This is a genomic window from Buttiauxella sp. A111, from assembly GCF_014189855.1.
In the GTDB taxonomy this organism is placed as follows: Bacteria; Pseudomonadota; Gammaproteobacteria; order Enterobacterales; family Enterobacteriaceae; genus Buttiauxella; species Buttiauxella selenatireducens.
The window spans coordinates 363731-380921 of record NZ_BJFN01000002.1 but is presented as its reverse complement, the minus strand read 5'-3'; the positions used below and the strand labels follow the sequence as shown (position 1 = coordinate 380921).

The 17191-nt window shown below is 49.9% G+C and carries 12 protein-coding genes; 9 read left to right on the top strand and 3 right to left on the bottom strand.

Annotated elements, in window-relative coordinates:
* Positions 1-34 precede the first annotated feature (34 nt).
* Both BSPA111_RS07795 and metK read right to left on the bottom strand, forming a co-directional pair.
* The gene (locus BSPA111_RS07795) at positions 35-1429 is read right to left on the bottom strand and encodes a sugar porter family MFS transporter (protein WP_183270600.1); all 1395 of its coding nucleotides are present in this window, start codon (positions 1427-1429) and stop codon (positions 35-37) included.
* A gap of 390 nt (positions 1430-1819) precedes the next feature.
* Positions 1820-2974 (bottom strand): methionine adenosyltransferase, encoded by a 1155-nt coding sequence (gene metK / locus BSPA111_RS07790; protein WP_183270599.1) that lies wholly within the window; start codon positions 2972-2974, stop codon positions 1820-1822.
* 661 nt (positions 2975-3635) lie between these two features.
* On the opposite strand from metK, the gene yqgB reads away from it, so the two are divergent.
* From yqgB to speB, 3 genes are all read left to right on the top strand, one after another.
* Positions 3636-3782 (top strand): acid stress response protein YqgB, encoded by a 147-nt coding sequence (gene yqgB, locus BSPA111_RS07785; protein WP_183270598.1) that lies wholly within the window; start codon positions 3636-3638, stop codon positions 3780-3782.
* On the top strand, positions 3775-5751 hold the full coding sequence (gene speA, locus BSPA111_RS07780; protein WP_183270597.1) for a biosynthetic arginine decarboxylase: 1977 nt from the start codon (positions 3775-3777) through the stop codon (positions 5749-5751). The genes yqgB and speA overlap by 8 nt, the downstream gene beginning before the upstream one ends.
* A gap of 294 nt (positions 5752-6045) precedes the next feature.
* Positions 6046-6966: an agmatinase gene (speB, locus tag BSPA111_RS07775; RefSeq protein WP_064543574.1), complete on the top strand. Its 921-nt coding sequence runs from the start codon at positions 6046-6048 to the stop codon at positions 6964-6966.
* Between the two features lie 64 nt (positions 6967-7030).
* On the opposite strand, the gene BSPA111_RS07770 is transcribed toward speB, so the two are convergent.
* Positions 7031-7789 (bottom strand): M48 family metallopeptidase, encoded by a 759-nt coding sequence (locus BSPA111_RS07770; RefSeq protein ID WP_183270596.1) that lies wholly within the window; start codon positions 7787-7789, stop codon positions 7031-7033.
* A gap of 265 nt (positions 7790-8054) precedes the next feature.
* On the opposite strand from BSPA111_RS07770, the gene tkt reads away from it, so the two are divergent.
* The 6 genes from tkt (at position 8055) to fbaA (ending at position 17115) form a co-directional block, all read left to right on the top strand.
* On the top strand, positions 8055-10046 hold the full coding sequence (tkt, locus tag BSPA111_RS07765) for a transketolase (protein WP_183270595.1): 1992 nt from the start codon (positions 8055-8057) through the stop codon (positions 10044-10046).
* Positions 10047-10163: 117 nt separating this feature from the next.
* A complete protein-coding gene (locus BSPA111_RS07760) occupies positions 10164-11234 on the top strand; it encodes a YncE family protein (protein ID WP_183270594.1) in 1071 nt (356 codons plus the stop codon).
* A gap of 88 nt (positions 11235-11322) precedes the next feature.
* Positions 11323-13326: a TonB-dependent receptor domain-containing protein gene (locus BSPA111_RS07755; RefSeq protein ID WP_183270593.1), complete on the top strand. Its 2004-nt coding sequence runs from the start codon at positions 11323-11325 to the stop codon at positions 13324-13326.
* Between the two features lie 374 nt (positions 13327-13700).
* The gene (epd, locus tag BSPA111_RS07750) at positions 13701-14720 is read left to right on the top strand and encodes an erythrose-4-phosphate dehydrogenase (protein ID WP_183270592.1); all 1020 of its coding nucleotides are present in this window, start codon (positions 13701-13703) and stop codon (positions 14718-14720) included.
* Positions 14721-14770: 50 nt separating this feature from the next.
* A complete protein-coding gene (gene pgk, locus BSPA111_RS07745; protein ID WP_183270591.1) occupies positions 14771-15934 on the top strand; it encodes a phosphoglycerate kinase in 1164 nt (387 codons plus the stop codon).
* Positions 15935-16035: 101 nt separating this feature from the next.
* Positions 16036-17115, top strand: coding sequence for a class II fructose-bisphosphate aldolase (gene fbaA, locus BSPA111_RS07740; RefSeq protein WP_183270590.1), 1080 nt, complete (start codon positions 16036-16038; stop codon positions 17113-17115).
* Positions 17116-17191: the final 76 nt, after the last annotated feature.

The following is a 17191-nucleotide window of genomic DNA, read 5'->3' as shown; positions in this document are numbered from 1 at the left end:
GCCCCTATCCGCAGTGGATAGGGGCGGGAGTGATTTACTCGTGAGCGCCAATCTCGCGTAAGCGACGGCCTTTCATTAAGTTACGTTCAATGTGTTCCAGGGAAACGTGTTTGGTTTCTGGAATTAACCACAGAGTCAGTACAATAAAGAACAGGTTTAGCGCCGCATAGACCCAGAAGGTATTCGCATTGCCCAGAGTGTTAAGCATGGTCAGGAATGTTGCACCGACAATCATGTTCGCAATCCAGTTGGTGGCGGTCGAGCAAGTGATACCAAAATCACGGCCTTTCAGCGGCTGAATTTCAGAACACAGTACCCAAATCAGCGGGCCAGCACTCATTGCAAAACCTACGATGAACATCAACAGCATCGCGATGGCGAAGTATTGCGCACCCTGAGAATGAATCCCGATGTGCAGCATAGTGCCCAATACGCCCATACCCACCGCCATCACCATGAAGCCCAGCACCAGCGTAGGTTTACGACCCCATCTGTCTACCAGACCGATAGCAATAAAGGTCGCCAGTACGTTGATAAGCCCAACGATGACGGTGCCCCACATTTGCTGAGTGGTGTTGGTAAAGCCTGCGATTTCAAAGATCTTCGGTGCGTAATACATAATCACGTTCATACCGGTGAACTGCTGCATAACCTGAAGCAGGATGCCGAGGAACACCGCACGACGGAAGTTACTGTTGTCTTTAAACAGTGACCAGCCGCTTTGTTTAACCTTCAGGCTTTCGCGGATTTCTTCCAGTTCGCGTTTTGCTTCTGCACTGGTATCACGCAGACGCATCAGTACGCGCTCGGCATCGTGGAAACGGCGTTTCGCAGCGAACCAGCGCGGGCTGTCCGGCAGGAAGAACACGCCTACCAGTAAAATCAGAGCAGGAATGGTGATAACCCCCAACATCCAGCGCCATGAACCGCTGTAGCTGAAGGCGGTGTCAGAAAGGTAAGCGCCGAGAATACCGATGGTAATCATCAACTGGTACATCGAAATCATGCTGCCGCGAATTTTTTCTGGGGCAATTTCAGACAGATAAAGCGGTGCGGTATATGACGCAACACCGACCGCCAGGCCCAGCAGTACGCGGGAGAGGATCAGGATTTCAGTATTCGGCGCGAATGCAGAGCAAAGCGAACCGGCAACGAAAAGCACTGCGCCAATCATCAGGCTGTATTTGCGCCCGATGCGGAAAGAGAGCCAGCCGCTACCAACAGCGCCAACAGCCGCACCAAACATCATCGAACTGACGACCCATTCTTGCTGGTGCGCAGTAATCTGGAAATCTTTAGCAATAAACGGTAGTGCACCGGCGATAACACCGATATCCAGGCCAAATAACAAACCGGCCAGGGCTGCAAGGAAACAGACGAAAAAGGTCATGCTTTTGTTCGAGCGCCCTTGTTTTTTTGTATTAGGCATACAGCTCTCCAGTTGAGTGATTCTTCGTATCTGTATCTAGGGTAGGGTAACGCCGCATGAATTTGTGTGATTAAACTCACGTTAGTGTAATCGGTTACACAAGTGTCAAGAAGTGTATGTGATATTTTTTGATATAAAACAGTGGGTTATGTGTGTAAAATTAAACCAAAAATTTATACTCAGGACTATTCTGAAATGCTATGTAACTAGCACGACAATGCAATGTTGCAATAAAGAATCATCTTAATTAACGATTGGTGAACTGGTGTGTAACCGCTTTCATTGAGGTGTTTGATTATGGAGACAGAATGTTTTCAGAAGGGAGAAGAGTGTTTTCGACAGAAAAAAGGCCAGCGTTAGGCTGGCCTTGATAGTTTAGCTGTTGGCGGGTTATTTCAGACCGGCAGCTTCACGCAGCAATTCTGCTTTGTCGGTTTTTTCCCAAGGGAAATGCTCACGACCAAAGTGACCGTATGCCGCGGTTTCTTTGTAGATTGGGTGCAGCAGATCCAGCATCTGAATCAGGCCATATGGACGCAGGTCGAAGAACTCGCGTACCAACAGGGTCAGTTGTTCGGTAGAGATTTTCTCAGTACCGAAGGTTTCAACCATGATTGACGTTGGCTCTGCCACGCCAATTGCGTAGGAAACCTGGATTTCACAACGGTCAGCAAGGCCCGCAGCAACGATGTTTTTCGCCACATAACGCGCCGCGTACGCTGCAGAACGGTCAACTTTAGAAGGATCTTTACCGGAGAACGCACCGCCACCGTGACGAGCCATGCCGCCGTAGGTATCAACGATAATTTTACGACCGGTCAGGCCGCAGTCACCCATTGGGCCGCCGATAACGAAACGACCAGTCGGGTTGATGTGGAATTTGGTGGAAGCGTTCAACCATTCTGCTGGCAGAACCGGTTTGATGATCTCTTCCATCACTGCTTCTTGCAGTGTTTTAAGCTGAACGTCTTCGGAATGCTGGGTAGACAGAACCACTGCGTCAATACCGACGATTTTACCGTCGTCGTACTGGAAAGTGATCTGGCTTTTAGCGTCCGGGCGCAGCCACGGCAGTGAGCCATTCTTACGAACTTCAGCCTGGCGTTGAACCAGAAGGTGTGCGTAAGTGATTGGTGCAGGCATCAGCACGTCAGTTTCGTTGGTCGCATAACCAAACATCAGACCCTGGTCGCCAGCGCCTTGTTCCAGTGGATCGGTACGGTCAACGCCCTGGTTAATGTCCGGTGACTGTTTGCCGATAGCACTCAGAACAGCACAAGAGTTGGCATCAAAGCCCATATCAGAATGCACATAACCGATTTCGCGGACGGTCTGGCGGGTGATTTCTTCGATATCAACCCATGCGCTGGTGGTGATTTCGCCACCGACCAGCACCATGCCTGTTTTGACGTAAGTTTCGCATGCTACGCGTGCTTTTGGATCCTGCTCGAGGATAGCATCAAGAACCGCGTCAGAAATTTGGTCAGCGATTTTATCGGGATGTCCTTCTGATACAGACTCGGACGTAAAGAGGTGTTTGGCCATGTTTTATTCACCCTAAGAGAATTAGGTTAGTGCAGACTGCTGCTAACTGGCGCTCGTATCAGTGCGATGTACTGATATCTGGAGTTTTAGCCACAGGATTAATTTCAGGCAGTCTAACAGTTAATCGGTATAGATGGATTAACATCTGGACGTCTATTCTAGGTTATCCATTAATCAGATTACCAGTGATTTTTGTGCTCGCAAGTTTCTGTCGATAATCTGGCATGGAAATTTTTACTGACAGCGCCGCAAAGTGGGGATTTTTGTTTTGCATTTTTTAGCCGTTGTCGGTATAAAGCGGCGCGCGCGGCTCATTCAACAAGCACACATTTCTTCGTGTTGCCCACTTCCAGCCGGGTTGAGCAAATTTCTTAGCTTTGGCTTGTCGCATGCTTCTGGTATGCGTGGAGGTGTCAGGATTGAAAAACCGCTGTAATTCACAGAATCTGGCTCACCGTTCTGGTGCGCATTTACTCCTCGCAACCTGCATTCCGTGCATCTATTCCTGCCGATGTTATACCCATCTCGGCGCTTCTCAGGACTCTCGGGCCGGTCATTGATCTCCGTGATAACTGAACAAGGGCTCTCTTGTCTTTGACAGGAGTATTCTCGTGGTTTCACCGACCCGTTAAACGGAGTTCGGTAACGTGTTTACAATGATATGAAAAAGAAACCGGTCGCACAGTTAGTCTGTCAGCGTCTTATGCTGCCGCTACGCGCTGTTAATGGGTTGTTATTGCGGGATACCCCTGCGATAGTAGTCAACTGTTTTGCACATTCGTATAAATTTGAGGTTCGCCATGTCTGACAAAATCTCTTCTGTTTCGGGTTCGTCAGTGGGCGAGCAGGATGTACACCGCTCCATGCAGGAGGTTGCCATGAGCTCCCAGGAAGCCAGCAAAATGCTGCGTACTTACAATATTGCCTGGTGGGGCAATAACTATTACGACGTCAACGAACTCGGTCACATTACCGTTTGCCCGGACCCAGATGTACCGGAAGCGCGTGTTGATCTCGCTGAACTCGTAAAAGCCCGTGAAGCGCAGGGGCAGCGTTTGCCTGCACTGTTCTGTTTCCCGCAGATTTTACAGCATCGCCTGCGTTCGATTAATGCCGCGTTCAAACGTGCTCGTGAATCTTACGGCTATAACGGTGACTACTTCCTCGTTTACCCAATCAAGGTGAACCAGCACCGCCGCGTCATTGAATCGTTGATTCATTCTGGCGAACCGCTAGGTCTTGAAGCCGGTTCTAAAGCTGAATTGATGGCTGTGTTAGCGCATGCGGGCATGACGCGTTCAGTTATTGTGTGTAACGGCTATAAAGACCGTGAATACATCCGCCTGGCGTTGATCGGCGAGAAGATGGGCCACAAGGTTTATCTGGTCATCGAGAAGATGTCAGAAATTCGCATCGTGCTGGAAGAAGCCGAGCGTCTGAATGTGGTGCCGCGTCTTGGTGTGCGTGCGCGTCTGGCGTCGCAAGGTTCCGGTAAATGGCAGTCTTCAGGCGGCGAGAAATCCAAATTTGGTCTGGCGGCGGTTCAGGTTCTGCAACTGGTTGAAATGTTGCGTGAAGCGGGTCGTATCGACAGCCTGCAATTACTGCACTTCCACCTCGGTTCGCAAATGGCGAATATTCGCGATATCGCCACTGGCGTACGTGAATCAGCGCGCTTCTACGTTGAACTGCACAAGATGGGCGTCAACATTGAGTGCTTCGATGTGGGCGGCGGTCTGGGTGTTGACTACGAAGGCACGCGTTCTCAGTCCGATTGTTCGGTCAACTATGGTCTGAACGAATATGCCAACAACATCATCTGGGCGATTGGCGACGCATGTGAAGAGCATGGTTTGCCGCACCCAACGGTGATTACTGAGTCTGGCCGTGCGGTGACTGCGCACCACACCGTGCTGGTTTCTAACATCATCGGTGTCGAGCGCAACGAATACACCACGCCAACGGCTCCTGCTGAAGATGCATCGCGCGCGCTGCAAAGCATGTGGGAAACCTGGGGTGAAATGCACGAGCCGAATAACCGTCGCTCGCTGCGCGAATGGCTGCACGATAGCCAGAACGATCTGCATGATATCCACACCGGCTATTCGGCGGGGAACTTCTCCTTGCAGGAACGTGCCTGGGCAGAGCAACTTTATCTGAGCATGTGCCATGAAATTCAGCGCCTGCTGGATCCAAGCAACCGTGCGCACCGTCCGATTATTGACGAGCTGCAAGAACGTATGGCGGATAAAATTTACGTCAACTTCTCGCTATTCCAGTCAATGCCGGATGCATGGGGTATCGACCAGCTGTTCCCGGTACTGCCGTTAGAAGGGCTGAACCAGATCCCTGAGCGCCGCGCTGTGCTGCTGGATATCACCTGTGATTCCGACGGTGCTATCGATCACTATATCGACGGTGACGGTATTGCGACCACCATGCCAATGCCAGAATACGATGCGGAAAACCCGCCTCTGCTGGGCTTCTTTATGGTGGGTGCTTACCAGGAAATTCTGGGCAACATGCACAACCTGTTCGGCGATACTGAAGCGGTTGATGTGTTTGTATTCCCTGACGGTAGCGTAGAAGTTGAGCTTTCTGATGAAGGCGATACCGTTGCGGATATGCTCCAGTATGTACAGCTCGACCCGAACACGCTGCTGACTCATTTCCGCGATCAGGTGAAACAGACCGATCTGGATGAAGGTTTGCAGCAGCAGTTCCTTGAAGAGTTTGAAGCGGGTTTGTACGGCTATACTTATTTAGAAGACGAATAACCATCCTCACCCTAGCCCTCTCCCTGAGGGAGAGGGGATTGATCGGCGTTATTGCTTTTCCGAGGGAGAGGGGACAGCATGGTTTTCTCCCTCTCCTGGGGGAGAGGGTCGAGGTGAGGGCGCTAATGAATGTATAAATTACGCACTATTGAACCCGAGCGAAATTACGGCGATAATTCGCGCCAACAAGCAGTCTGAATGAATACAGTCCCTTCCTCGTCGGGTTTAACGACGCGGAAGGGATTTTTTTTGACATAAATTCAACTATTCACCTACATCACATGAGGTCAGGTAATGAGCACATTAGGCCATCAGTACGACAATTCTCTGGTATCCAATGCCTTCGGTTTTTTACGTTTTCCGCTGAACTTCATGCCCTATGACAGTGATGCTGATTGGGTTATTACAGGCGTGCCTTTTGACGCGGCAACGTCTGGTCGTGCGGGTGGGCGCCACGGCCCTGCGGCTATTCGCCAGGTTTCTACCAACCTGGCATGGGAAGGCAACCGCTTCCCGTGGAACTTCGACATGCGTGAGCGCCTGAACGTTGTTGACTGTGGCGACCTGGTTTACGCTTTTGGTGACGCGCGTGATATGAGCGAACGTCTGCAAGCCCATGCAGAAAAACTGCTGGCTGCCGGTAAACGTATGCTCTCCTTCGGTGGCGACCACTTCGTGACTCTGCCGCTGCTGCGTGCTCACGCTAAGCACTTTGGCAAAATGGCACTGGTACATTTTGATGCGCACACTGACACCTACGCGAACGGCTGCGAGTTTGACCACGGCACAATGTTCTACACCGCGCCAAAAGAAGGTCTGATCGATCCGAACCATTCTGTGCAGATTGGTATTCGTACCGAGTTCGACAAAGACAACGGTTTTACCGTGCTGGACGCGGGTCAGGTGAATGACCGTACCGTTGACGACGTGCTGGCGCAGGTGAAGCAGATTGTTGGGGATATGCCGGTTTACCTGACATTTGACATCGACTGTATTGATCCTGCTTTCGCACCAGGTACCGGGACTCCGGTAATTGGCGGCCTGACAACTGACCGTGCGCTGAAGCTGGTTCGTGGTTTGAAAGATCTCAACATCGTGGGTATGGATGTCGTGGAAGTGGCTCCAGCTTATGACCAGTCTGAAATCACGGCGTTGGCAGGTGCAACTTTAGCGCTGGAAATGCTGTACATTCAGGCTGCTAAAAAAGGCGAGTAATCGAGCTACGGCATCCTTGTTTTGCACCCTCTCCCTGAGGGAGAGGGTTGGGGTGAGGGTATGGTTATTTCAGCCCATCTGCTGCCATACGGTCGCGAATATGTTGCGCACGTTCAGCAGAAGCCGGGTGGTCGTCGAGCATTGAGCTTTGGCGGCCCCCTTCCTCTTTGGCTAATTTCTCAAAGCTGGTTGCCAGACCAATTGGGTTAATCCCACGTTTTTTCAACAAATCATACGAGTAGTCATCGGCTTCAGACTCCTGGCGCTGGGAGAACTGTGCATTCACCAGTTTTTCACCTAAATCGCCAAGCTGAGACTGTGACAAACTGCCCACCACACCTCCCGCTGAAGCTGCTGCAACACGCGCCGCATTAGTGCCTAGCGCCACTTGCATCCCTTTCTTCACGTGACCCAGTGCGACGTGACCCATTTCGTGGCCGATAACCGCTTCGACTTCGTTATCGTTCATCATGTCCATCAGGCCGCTGTATACACGAATACAGCCGTTGGCCATCGCAAAGGCATTCACATCTTTGGTGACGTAAACCTTGTAGTTCACCGGCATGCCGTTGATGTTGTCGCCCAGTGCTGAGGCTATTTTGTTCAGGCGTTGCGCATACTCGCTGCTGGCTGGGGCGATAGAAGCTTTGCTGTCCAGCTCGGCACAGGATTTATCGCTCAGCGCTTTGACTTGAGCATCACTTAGTGTGTACGCCTGAAATGCTTCCGCACCGGAAGCCAGCAGGCCATTGGAATCCATATTCTGGCAACCGCTCAGTAGGGCAGCAACGCTCAGGCTCAGTAAAATTGGGCGCATCTTCATGCCAATATCCTTAATAAATGACAACTGCTCAGAAATGATTTAGCCACAGAAAACGGGCCAGTCTCTTTAGTATAAAGAAGTTAGCCAGACTCGCGCAGCAACTTGCGCAACTTGCGAGCAGGTTCCAGAGATTTCTTAACCGGACAAAAGGATGCTCCATGTACATGGCACACGGCTTGCGGTACATTGATGGCAATTTTTTGGGCGTAGCCCATAACGCATAGTAGTCAAGGCCTGACCTTCAACCATCCGATCTGGAGTCAAAATGTCCTCTCGTAAAGAGCTTGCCAATGCTATTCGTGCACTCAGCATGGACGCAGTACAAAAAGCCAAATCCGGTCACCCGGGTGCCCCTATGGGTATGGCCGACATTGCCGAAGTCCTGTGGCGCGATTTCCTGAACCATAACCCGCAGAACCCTGCATGGGCTGACCGCGACCGTTTCGTTCTTTCTAACGGCCATGGTTCAATGCTGATTTACAGCCTGTTGCACCTCACAGGTTATGACCTGCCGATTGAAGAACTGAAAAACTTCCGTCAGCTGCATTCCAAAACTCCGGGTCACCCGGAAGTGGGCTACACCGCAGGTGTAGAAACCACCACTGGCCCACTGGGTCAGGGTGTTGCGAACGCAGTCGGTATGGCAATTGCAGAACGCACCATGGCGGCACAGTTCAACCGTCCTGGCCACGATATTGTTGACCACTTCACCTGGGCATTCCTGGGTGATGGCTGCATGATGGAAGGCATTTCCCATGAAGTTTGCTCTCTGGCGGGTACGCTGGGTCTGGGTAAACTGGTTGCTTTCTATGATGACAACGGTATCTCTATCGACGGCCACGTTGAAGGCTGGTTCACAGACGATACGGCTAAACGTTTCGAAGCTTACGGCTGGCATGTCGTACGCGGCGTTGACGGCCACGATGCTGATGCAATCAAACGCGCAGTTGAAGAAGCCAAAGCGGTTACCGACAAACCTTCACTACTGATGTGCAAAACCATCATCGGTTTCGGTTCTCCAAACAAAGCCGGTACACACGATTCCCACGGCGCACCGCTGGGTGATGCAGAGATTGCTCTGACTCGTGAAGCGCTGGGCTGGAAACACGCGCCATTCGAAATCCCGCAGGACATTTATGCTCAGTGGGATGCGCGTGAAGCAGGCCAGGCTAAAGAAGCGGCATGGAACGAGAAGTTCGCCGCTTACGCAAAAGCCTTCCCACAGGAAGCGGCAGAATTTACCCGTCGTATGAAAGGCGATATGCCTGCTGAGTTCGCTGCGAAAGCGCAAGAGTTCATCAAGAACCTGCAAGCTAACCCGGCAAAAATCGCCAGCCGTAAAGCGTCTCAGAACACCATCGAAGCATTCGGCCATTTGCTGCCAGAATTCCTCGGCGGCTCCGCTGACCTTGCGCCTTCTAACCTGACTATCTGGTCTGGTTCTAAAGCCATCAATGAAGAACTGGCCGGTAACTACATCCATTACGGTGTACGTGAATTCGGTATGACGGCGATTGCTAACGGTATCGCGCTGCACGGTGGTTTCCTGCCGTACACCTCTACCTTCCTGATGTTTGTTGAATATGCCCGTAACGCGGTGCGTATGGCAGCATTGATGAAGCAACGCCAGGTGATGGTTTACACCCACGACTCTATTGGTCTGGGCGAAGATGGCCCAACTCACCAGCCTGTTGAACAGCTTGCTGCCCTGCGCGTTACACCAAACATGAGCACATGGCGCCCATGTGACCAGGTTGAATCTGCGGTTGCGTGGAAATACGCAGTAGAACGTCATGACGGCCCAACCGCTCTGATCTTCTCGCGTCAGAACCTGGCACAGCAGGATCGTACTGAGCAGCAACTGGCGGATATCGCTCGTGGCGCATACATCCTGAAAGATTGTGCAGGTCAGCCAGAGCTTCTCCTGATTGCGACCGGTTCTGAAGTTGAACTGGCTGTTGCCGCGTGGGATCAACTGACTGCTGAAGGCATCAAAGCGCGTGTGGTTTCCATGCCGTCTACTGATGCATTCGACAAGCAGGATGCGGCTTACCGTGAAGCGGTTCTGCCGAAAGCAGTTGCTGCCCGTGTTGCTATCGAAGCCAGCATCGCTGACTACTGGTACAAATACGTTGGCCTGAACGGCGCAGTTGTAGGCATGACCACCTTCGGTGAGTCAGCACCTGCTGAACAACTGTTCGAAGAGTTTGGCTTCACCGTTGAAAACGTAGTGAAACAGGCTAAAGCCGTTCTGTAAAAGGTAATACCACTAAGGCCAGCAAACACTGATTGCTGGCCTTTTTTTATCTATTGTTGATAATGCAATTGAAAATCATTATCATTCACATTCGTAAATAAATGTGAATCTAAGTAAATGAATCGACATACTTTCTATGGTTATAAGAAATCGGGCTTCATTGCTTTCGCCGCTGCACTATTAATTAATTCTCTGAGCGCCAACGCAGCACCGCTTCCTGAAAAAGATTTACTCGCCGCACCTGTTGGCCACGGGGTTTACGAACTGGCCTATGATGCTTCGCAGAACGTTCTATTCGCAGCGTCTGCCCCTTCTTTTGATAAAGATAAAACCGATGGCCTGGTCTACAAATTAAATCCTGAAACACTTAAAACGACGGGAAATATCAACACCCATCGACGGGCATTTGCCACTGTGTTGGATGAAGAAAACCATATCCTTTATATCGGTAATACTCTTGAAGGATCAGTAACGCTAATTGATACGCGCAGCGGTAAAGAGATCAAGACTGTACAACTGAGTGACACCCGTAATCCCAAAGAAATTGTTCACACCCGTGAAATGGTGCTCGATAAAAAACGCCAGAGATTGTATGTATCGGGTGTGACGGAGAAAGGGATTATTTGGGTTATCGATACGCAAAAGCAACAGCATATTGGCAACATTGAAAATGTGGGTGAATATCCAACGGGGTTAGCGGTTGATGAAGGAAAAGGACGACTTTATAGCGTAAATGGTAATGGAGAGTTAATCGTTCTTGATGCCAACACTAATAAAATTGTTTCACGCATAAAAGTAGAACCACAGAAAAAACACTTCTTCTTAAATATCGCGCTGGATAGAAAACACGGTCGCGCATTTATTACCGACCCAGATTTACCGAATGTGTTGGTCGTTTCGCTTAAAGACGGGAGTATCATTCACCACATCGACGTCATAAATTCCCTGGCAGTGATGTATAACGATGCACGTAATGAAATATATATTACACATCGAAATGCCCAATTGATCAGTATTGTCGACAGTGAAACCTACAAAGTGAAAGCCAGTATTGCGACAGCAGCATTGCCGAATAGTCTGGCTCTTTCACCAGATGGCCACATTCTCTATGCCAGCGTGAAGCAGGGCGAGAAAGAAATTGGCAAAAAGCCGGATTACATTATTAAAGTAGAACTCGACAAAATCTAATTAAAATTTAATTAAAAGAAAAATAAAGCCCTGTGATGAAAATTCACAGGGTCGGTAGGCTTTTTTAAATATCTCAGGAAATTAGAAAATGAGAAGTAATAAGCGTTTGGCATTGGCAGGGATAGTCGCGCTAGCTGGAGGCACGATGCTTCCTGTGCTGGCTGAAGAAAATACAGCACCTCTTAGTGAATCTGAAGATCAAATGGTGGTTACGGCATCGGGTTTTTCTCAGCAAAAGAAAGATGCTCCAGCCACTATTTCCGTAGTTGATCGTAAACAGCTTGATGAGAAGCCAAATCGTAATGTCGCCGAGGCCATTCAGGATTTACCTGGCGTTAATGTCGGTACGGGTTCAAGTGATATGTCGTCTGGCGATATAATGATGCGCGGCATGGACTCCAGCTATACCGCATATATGGTCAACAGCGTTAAACAGAATACCGGAGAGTCGCGCCCGTACGGCCAGGATATTGGTGCAGAAGTTAATTTTTTACCGCCTATGGAAGCCATCGAGCGTATTGAAGTTATCCGTGGGCCCATGTCTTCGCTCTATGGCTCTGACGCAATTGGCGGTGTGGTTAACGTTATTACCAAAAAGCCCTACGGCGTAAACGACTGGACCGGAGCGCTGGCAGCAAATACCTTCATTCAGGAAGACAGCTCATTTGGAAATACCAACCAGATGAATTTGTTTGCCATGGGGCCAATCGTGCCAAATGTGTTGGGTGTAAGTGTCGCGGCTGACTGGCTAAATCGCCGTGATGACGAACGAGATAACTACTTCAGTAAAAACGACCGTAAATCGATAGATATGACCGTGGGTCTGGCGGCAAATGAAACTAACGTATTTGACCTGAATGTTGTCACGGGAAAGCAAAAGAAGAATCGTGATGAAGCACCGTGGATGTGGACGTTTGATCGGGATGCCGTGACGCTCAGTCACAGCGGCTGGTACGCTGAAGACACCATCACCACTAACAACTACATCAATTACGAGAAAGGGCGTTCAAAATACGAACTGGAGGGTAATTCCCCCCAATATATCGAAACCGAAAACTATGTCGCTAATAGCCAGACGACCTTCACGCTCGACAACCACAAATTAACCGTTGGCGCGAACTTTACGCGTGAAGAACTCAACGATCAGTTTGCTGTATCAAGCAAAGAAGCGCCAGGCGTTACGCCCGTGACCAAAATCAGCCGCGATGGCTGGGCGTTGTTTGCTGAAGACGGTTGGCAAATGGGGGACTTTACACTCACTACTTCCGCTCGTTTAGATCGCGATAACTACTTTGGTACGCATATTACGCCAAAACTTTACGGCAACTGGACGATCACGGATGCCTGGGCGCTGAAAGGGGGCGTGTCTGCGGGTTATAAAAAACCAGAGTTGCGTGAGACATCTGCCGACTTTGTGACGCCGCGTGGTTCGTTACCGCCGTACCCCTATTTGACTGTGGGTAACGACGATCTCAAACCTGAGAAAAGTGTTAACTCCGAACTGGGCCTGTATTGGGTTGGAGAGAAACTGGCTTTAGACGGCACGGTCTTCTACACCCAATTCAAAGATAAAATTTCCGAAGAAACTATCTGTGAAACCACGGATAGCCATCAGTGTGAGATGAACGGCTACAAAGCCGACTCCATCAGCCAATATTTCAACGTCGGTAAAGCCGATGTGTACGGTGTGGAACTGAATGCTGACTGGCAAGTTACCGAAACGGTGAGAGCCAACGCAAACTATACCTATAACCACAGCGAGCAGAAAACCGGTGTTAACAAAGGCTATGCACTCAATGACTTCCCGCGTCATATGGCTAATCTGTCGCTAACCTGGTCTGCAACCGAAGCGCTGGATCTGTGGAGTAAAGCGAATTACCGCGGCAGCAACCGCGATAATGGCGATCATATTGATTACGATACCTGGACGATGATCGATCTCGGCGCGCGTTATCGCCTGAACAAAAACACGCAGCTTCTGGCGGGGATCTACAACCTGTTCGATGCCGATCCGCAACGTATCAGCCCATGGGGTGAGTATGGTCTGGTAGAAGGGCGTCGTTACAATCTTGGGGCGCGCATCGAGTTTTGAGTGAAGATTTATAAGGGAAAGCGCTTGCCATGGGCGGCGCTTTTTTATCCTCAATCGAGGAGGCATCACATTTTACTTAAGCTCTGTGCAACGGAGTTAAGCTAAACGGTTGCTGTTTACTATTCGTCCTTCTCTTTTAATTCGTTGCATTTATTCCATCAAATTTGTGACGTACGTCAGAAGATTGGTCGCCTGTGATGGGGTAACGTTCCATTTATTCCCTGTATCGCTTAACATGGCTGAAGCGTTTCAGTCGAATAAATGTTCGACAATTAAGCAAACAATTGCAGTTTCGAGAGTGCGAGGATTCCCCTCAGACGATTGCTGGATTACTCTGTCAGCCACTTAGTCACAGGGATTCTGGCAGGAGAGATATGACCGTACGCATAGCAATTAATGGCTTCGGTCGCATTGGGCGCAACGTGGTACGTGCTTTGTACGAATCCGGTCGCCGTGCGGAAATAACCGTCGTAGCAATCAATGAACTGGCTGATGCTGAGGGTATGGCGCATCTGTTGAAGTATGACACCAGTCATGGCCGTTTCGCCTGGGACGTTCGTCAGGAACGCAACCAGTTATGGGTTGGTGATGACACCATCCGTATCTTGCACGAACCGGAAATTGCTCATTTACCGTGGCGTGAGCTGGACGTGGACGTGGTGTTGGATTGTACCGGTGTGTTTGGTTCCCGTGCAGACGGTGAAGCGCATCTGGCTGCCGGTGCCAAAAAAGTCCTCTTCTCTCATCCAGGCGGTAACGACCTCGACGCCACCGTTGTTTTCGGTGTGAATCATGAAAGTGTGGTTGCTGAACATTGCATCGTTTCTAATGCCTCCTGCACCACAAACTGCATTATTCCCATTATCAAATTGCTTGATGATGCTTACGGCATTGAGTGGGGTACGGTGACCACCATCCATTCTGCCATGCATGATCAACAGGTTATCGACGCCTATCATCCGGACTTGCGCCGCACCCGTGCCGCCAGCCAGTCCATTATTCCTGTAGATACGCGTCTTGCTGCTGGTATCACACGTATATTCCCGCAATTTAACGACCGATTTGAGGCGATTGCGGTACGTGTTCCGACCATTAATGTCACGGCAATCGATTTAAGCGTGACAGTGAAAAATGCCGTTAATGCCAATGAAGTCAACAGGTTGCTGCAAAAAGCAGCACGTGATTCATTTCATGGTATAGTTGACTATACGGAATTACCGTTGGTCTCGACTGATTTTAACCACGATCCGCATAGCGCCATTGTTGATGGCACGCAAACTCGGGTCAGTGGGCAACATCTGATTAAAACTTTAGTCTGGTGTGATAACGAATGGGGCTTTGCTAACCGAATGCTCGACACGACGTTAGTCATGGCTGCAAGTGGTTTCAGGTAAGGCACATCAAGTGTCTGCAAAACTTTAAGAGTCAATTGAGAGGATTCACCATGTCTGTAATTAAGATGACCGATCTGGATCTGGCTGGTAAACGCGTTTTCATCCGTGCCGATCTGAACGTACCAGTTAAAGATGGTAAAGTGACCAGCGATGCGCGTATTCGTGCTTCCCTGCCAACCATCGAGCTGGCACTGAAACAAGGTGCAAAAGTGATGGTAACTTCTCACCTGGGTCGTCCGACCGAAGGCGAGTACAACGAAGAATTCTCTCTGCTGCCAGTTGTTAACTACCTGAAAGACAAATTGTCTGCTCCAGTACGTCTGGTTAAAGACTATCTTGACGGCGTAGAAGTTTCTGCAGGTGAACTGGTTGTTCTGGAAAACGTTCGCTTCAACAAAGGCGAAAAGAAAGACGACGAAACCCTGTCTAAAAAATACGCCGCACTGTGCGACGTGTTCGTCATGGATGCTTTCGGTACTGCTCACCGTGCTCAGGCTTCTACTCACGGTATTGGCAAATTTGCAGACGTCGCTTGTGCAGGCCCACTGTTGGCTGAAGAGTTAGACGCACTGGGTAAAGCACTGAAAGAACCTGCTCGTCCAATGGTTGCTATCGTTGGCGGTTCTAAAGTTTCTACCAAACTGACCGTTCTGGATTCCCTGTCTAAAATCGCTGACCAGCTGATTGTTGGTGGTGGCATCGCGAACACCTTCGTTGCCGCTCAAGGCCACAACGTCGGTAAATCCCTGTACGAAGCAGACCTGGTTGATGAAGCTAAACGCCTGCTGACCACTTGTGACATCCCAGTTCCAGCGGATGTTCGCGTAGCGACTGAGTTCTCTGAGTCCGCAGCGGCAACCCTGAAATCTGTAAACGACGTGAAAGCGGACGAGCAGATTCTGGATATCGGTGATGCATCTGCACAGCAACTGGCTGAAATCCTGAAGAATGCAAAAACCATTCTGTGGAACGGCCCGGTTGGCGTGTTTGAATTCCCGAACTTCCGTAAAGGGACTGAAATCGTTGCTAACGCCATCGCAGACAGCGAAGCGTTCTCTATCGCAGGCGGCGGTGACACTCTGGCAGCTATCGATCTGTTCGGTATTGCAGACAAAATTTCCTACATCTCCACTGGTGGTGGTGCATTCCTCGAGTTCGTGGAAGGCAAAGTTCTGCCAGCAGTAGCAATGCTCGAAGAGCGCGCTAAGAAGTAATGATTACGGGCAGGTTATCCTGCCCGTTGAATTTTTGCCGCCATGAAGTCTTAGGTGGCACAAACGTTTTTTCTAACGGCCGATGATACAGGACAACAAACATGTCTAAGATTTTTGATTTCGTAAAACCAGGTGTGATCACTGGTGATGACGTACAGAAAGTTTTCCAGATTGCAAAAGAGAACAACTTTGCTCTGCCAGCAGTTAACTGTGTAGGCACCGACTCTATCAACGCCGTGCTGGAAACCGCTGCAAAAGTTAAAGCACCCGTTATCGTTCAGTTCTCTAACGGTGGCGCTGCATTCATCGCGGGTAAAGGCGTTAAATCTGACGTTCCTCAGGGTGCTGCAATCCTGGGTGCTATCTCTGGCGCACACCATGTTCATCAGATGGCTGAACATTACGACGTGCCAGTCATCCTGCACACTGACCACTGCGCTAAGAAACTGCTGCCGTGGATCGATGGCCTGTTAGACGCGGGTGAAAAACACTTCGCAGCTACCGGCAAACCACTGTTCTCTTCTCACATGATTGACCTGTCTGAAGAGTCTCTGGAAGAAAACATCGAGATCAGCTCTAAATATCTGGCTCGTATGTCTAAAATCGGCATGACCCTGGAAATCGAACTGGGTTGCACCGGCGGCGAAGAAGATGGCGTAGACAACAGCCATATGGACGCTTCTGCTTTGTACACTCAGCCAGAAGACGTTGATTACGCTTACACCAAACTGAATGCAATCAGCCCGCGTTTCACCATCGCTGCTTCTTTCGGTAACGTACACGGTGTTTACAAACCAGGTAACGTGGTTCTGACCCCAACTATCCTGCGTGATTCTCAGGACTATGTTTCTAAGAAACACAACCTGCCGCACAACTCCCTGAACTTCGTGTTCCACGGTGGTTCCGGTTCAACTGCTCAAGAAATCAAAGATTCCGTGAGCTACGGTGTTATCAAAATGAACATCGATACCGACACCCAGTGGGCTACATGGGAAGGTATTCTGAACTACTACAAAGCTAACGAAGCTTATCTGCAAGGCCAGTTGGGTAACCCTAAAGGTGAAGACCAGCCGAACAAGAAATACTACGATCCACGCGTATGGCTGCGTTCTGCACAGACTTCTATGATTACTCGTCTGGAGCAGGCTTTCAAAGAACTGAACGCAGTCGACGTTCTGTAATTTGAAGCAGTAAATGCTTGAATCAAGCCCGCCTCGTGCGGGCTTTTTTTTGCAATGTTGAGAGGGCAATCGTTTT

Coding starts and splice junctions, on each gene's coding strand:
- BSPA111_RS07795 (WP_183270600.1), bottom strand. CDS start 1,429: ATGCCTAATACAAAAAAACAAGGGCGCTCGAACAAAAGCATGACCTTT.
- metK (WP_183270599.1), bottom strand. CDS start 2,974: ATGGCCAAACACCTCTTTACGTCCGAGTCTGTATCAGAAGGACATCCC.
- yqgB (WP_183270598.1), top strand. CDS start 3,636: ATGAAAAAGAAACCGGTCGCACAGTTAGTCTGTCAGCGTCTTATGCTG.
- speA (WP_183270597.1), top strand. CDS start 3,775: ATGTCTGACAAAATCTCTTCTGTTTCGGGTTCGTCAGTGGGCGAGCAG.
- speB (WP_064543574.1), top strand. CDS start 6,046: ATGAGCACATTAGGCCATCAGTACGACAATTCTCTGGTATCCAATGCC.
- BSPA111_RS07770 (WP_183270596.1), bottom strand. CDS start 7,789: ATGAAGATGCGCCCAATTTTACTGAGCCTGAGCGTTGCTGCCCTACTG.
- tkt (WP_183270595.1), top strand. CDS start 8,055: ATGTCCTCTCGTAAAGAGCTTGCCAATGCTATTCGTGCACTCAGCATG.
- BSPA111_RS07760 (WP_183270594.1), top strand. CDS start 10,164: ATGAATCGACATACTTTCTATGGTTATAAGAAATCGGGCTTCATTGCT.
- BSPA111_RS07755 (WP_183270593.1), top strand. CDS start 11,323: ATGAGAAGTAATAAGCGTTTGGCATTGGCAGGGATAGTCGCGCTAGCT.
- epd (WP_183270592.1), top strand. CDS start 13,701: ATGACCGTACGCATAGCAATTAATGGCTTCGGTCGCATTGGGCGCAAC.
- pgk (WP_183270591.1), top strand. CDS start 14,771: ATGTCTGTAATTAAGATGACCGATCTGGATCTGGCTGGTAAACGCGTT.
- fbaA (WP_183270590.1), top strand. CDS start 16,036: ATGTCTAAGATTTTTGATTTCGTAAAACCAGGTGTGATCACTGGTGAT.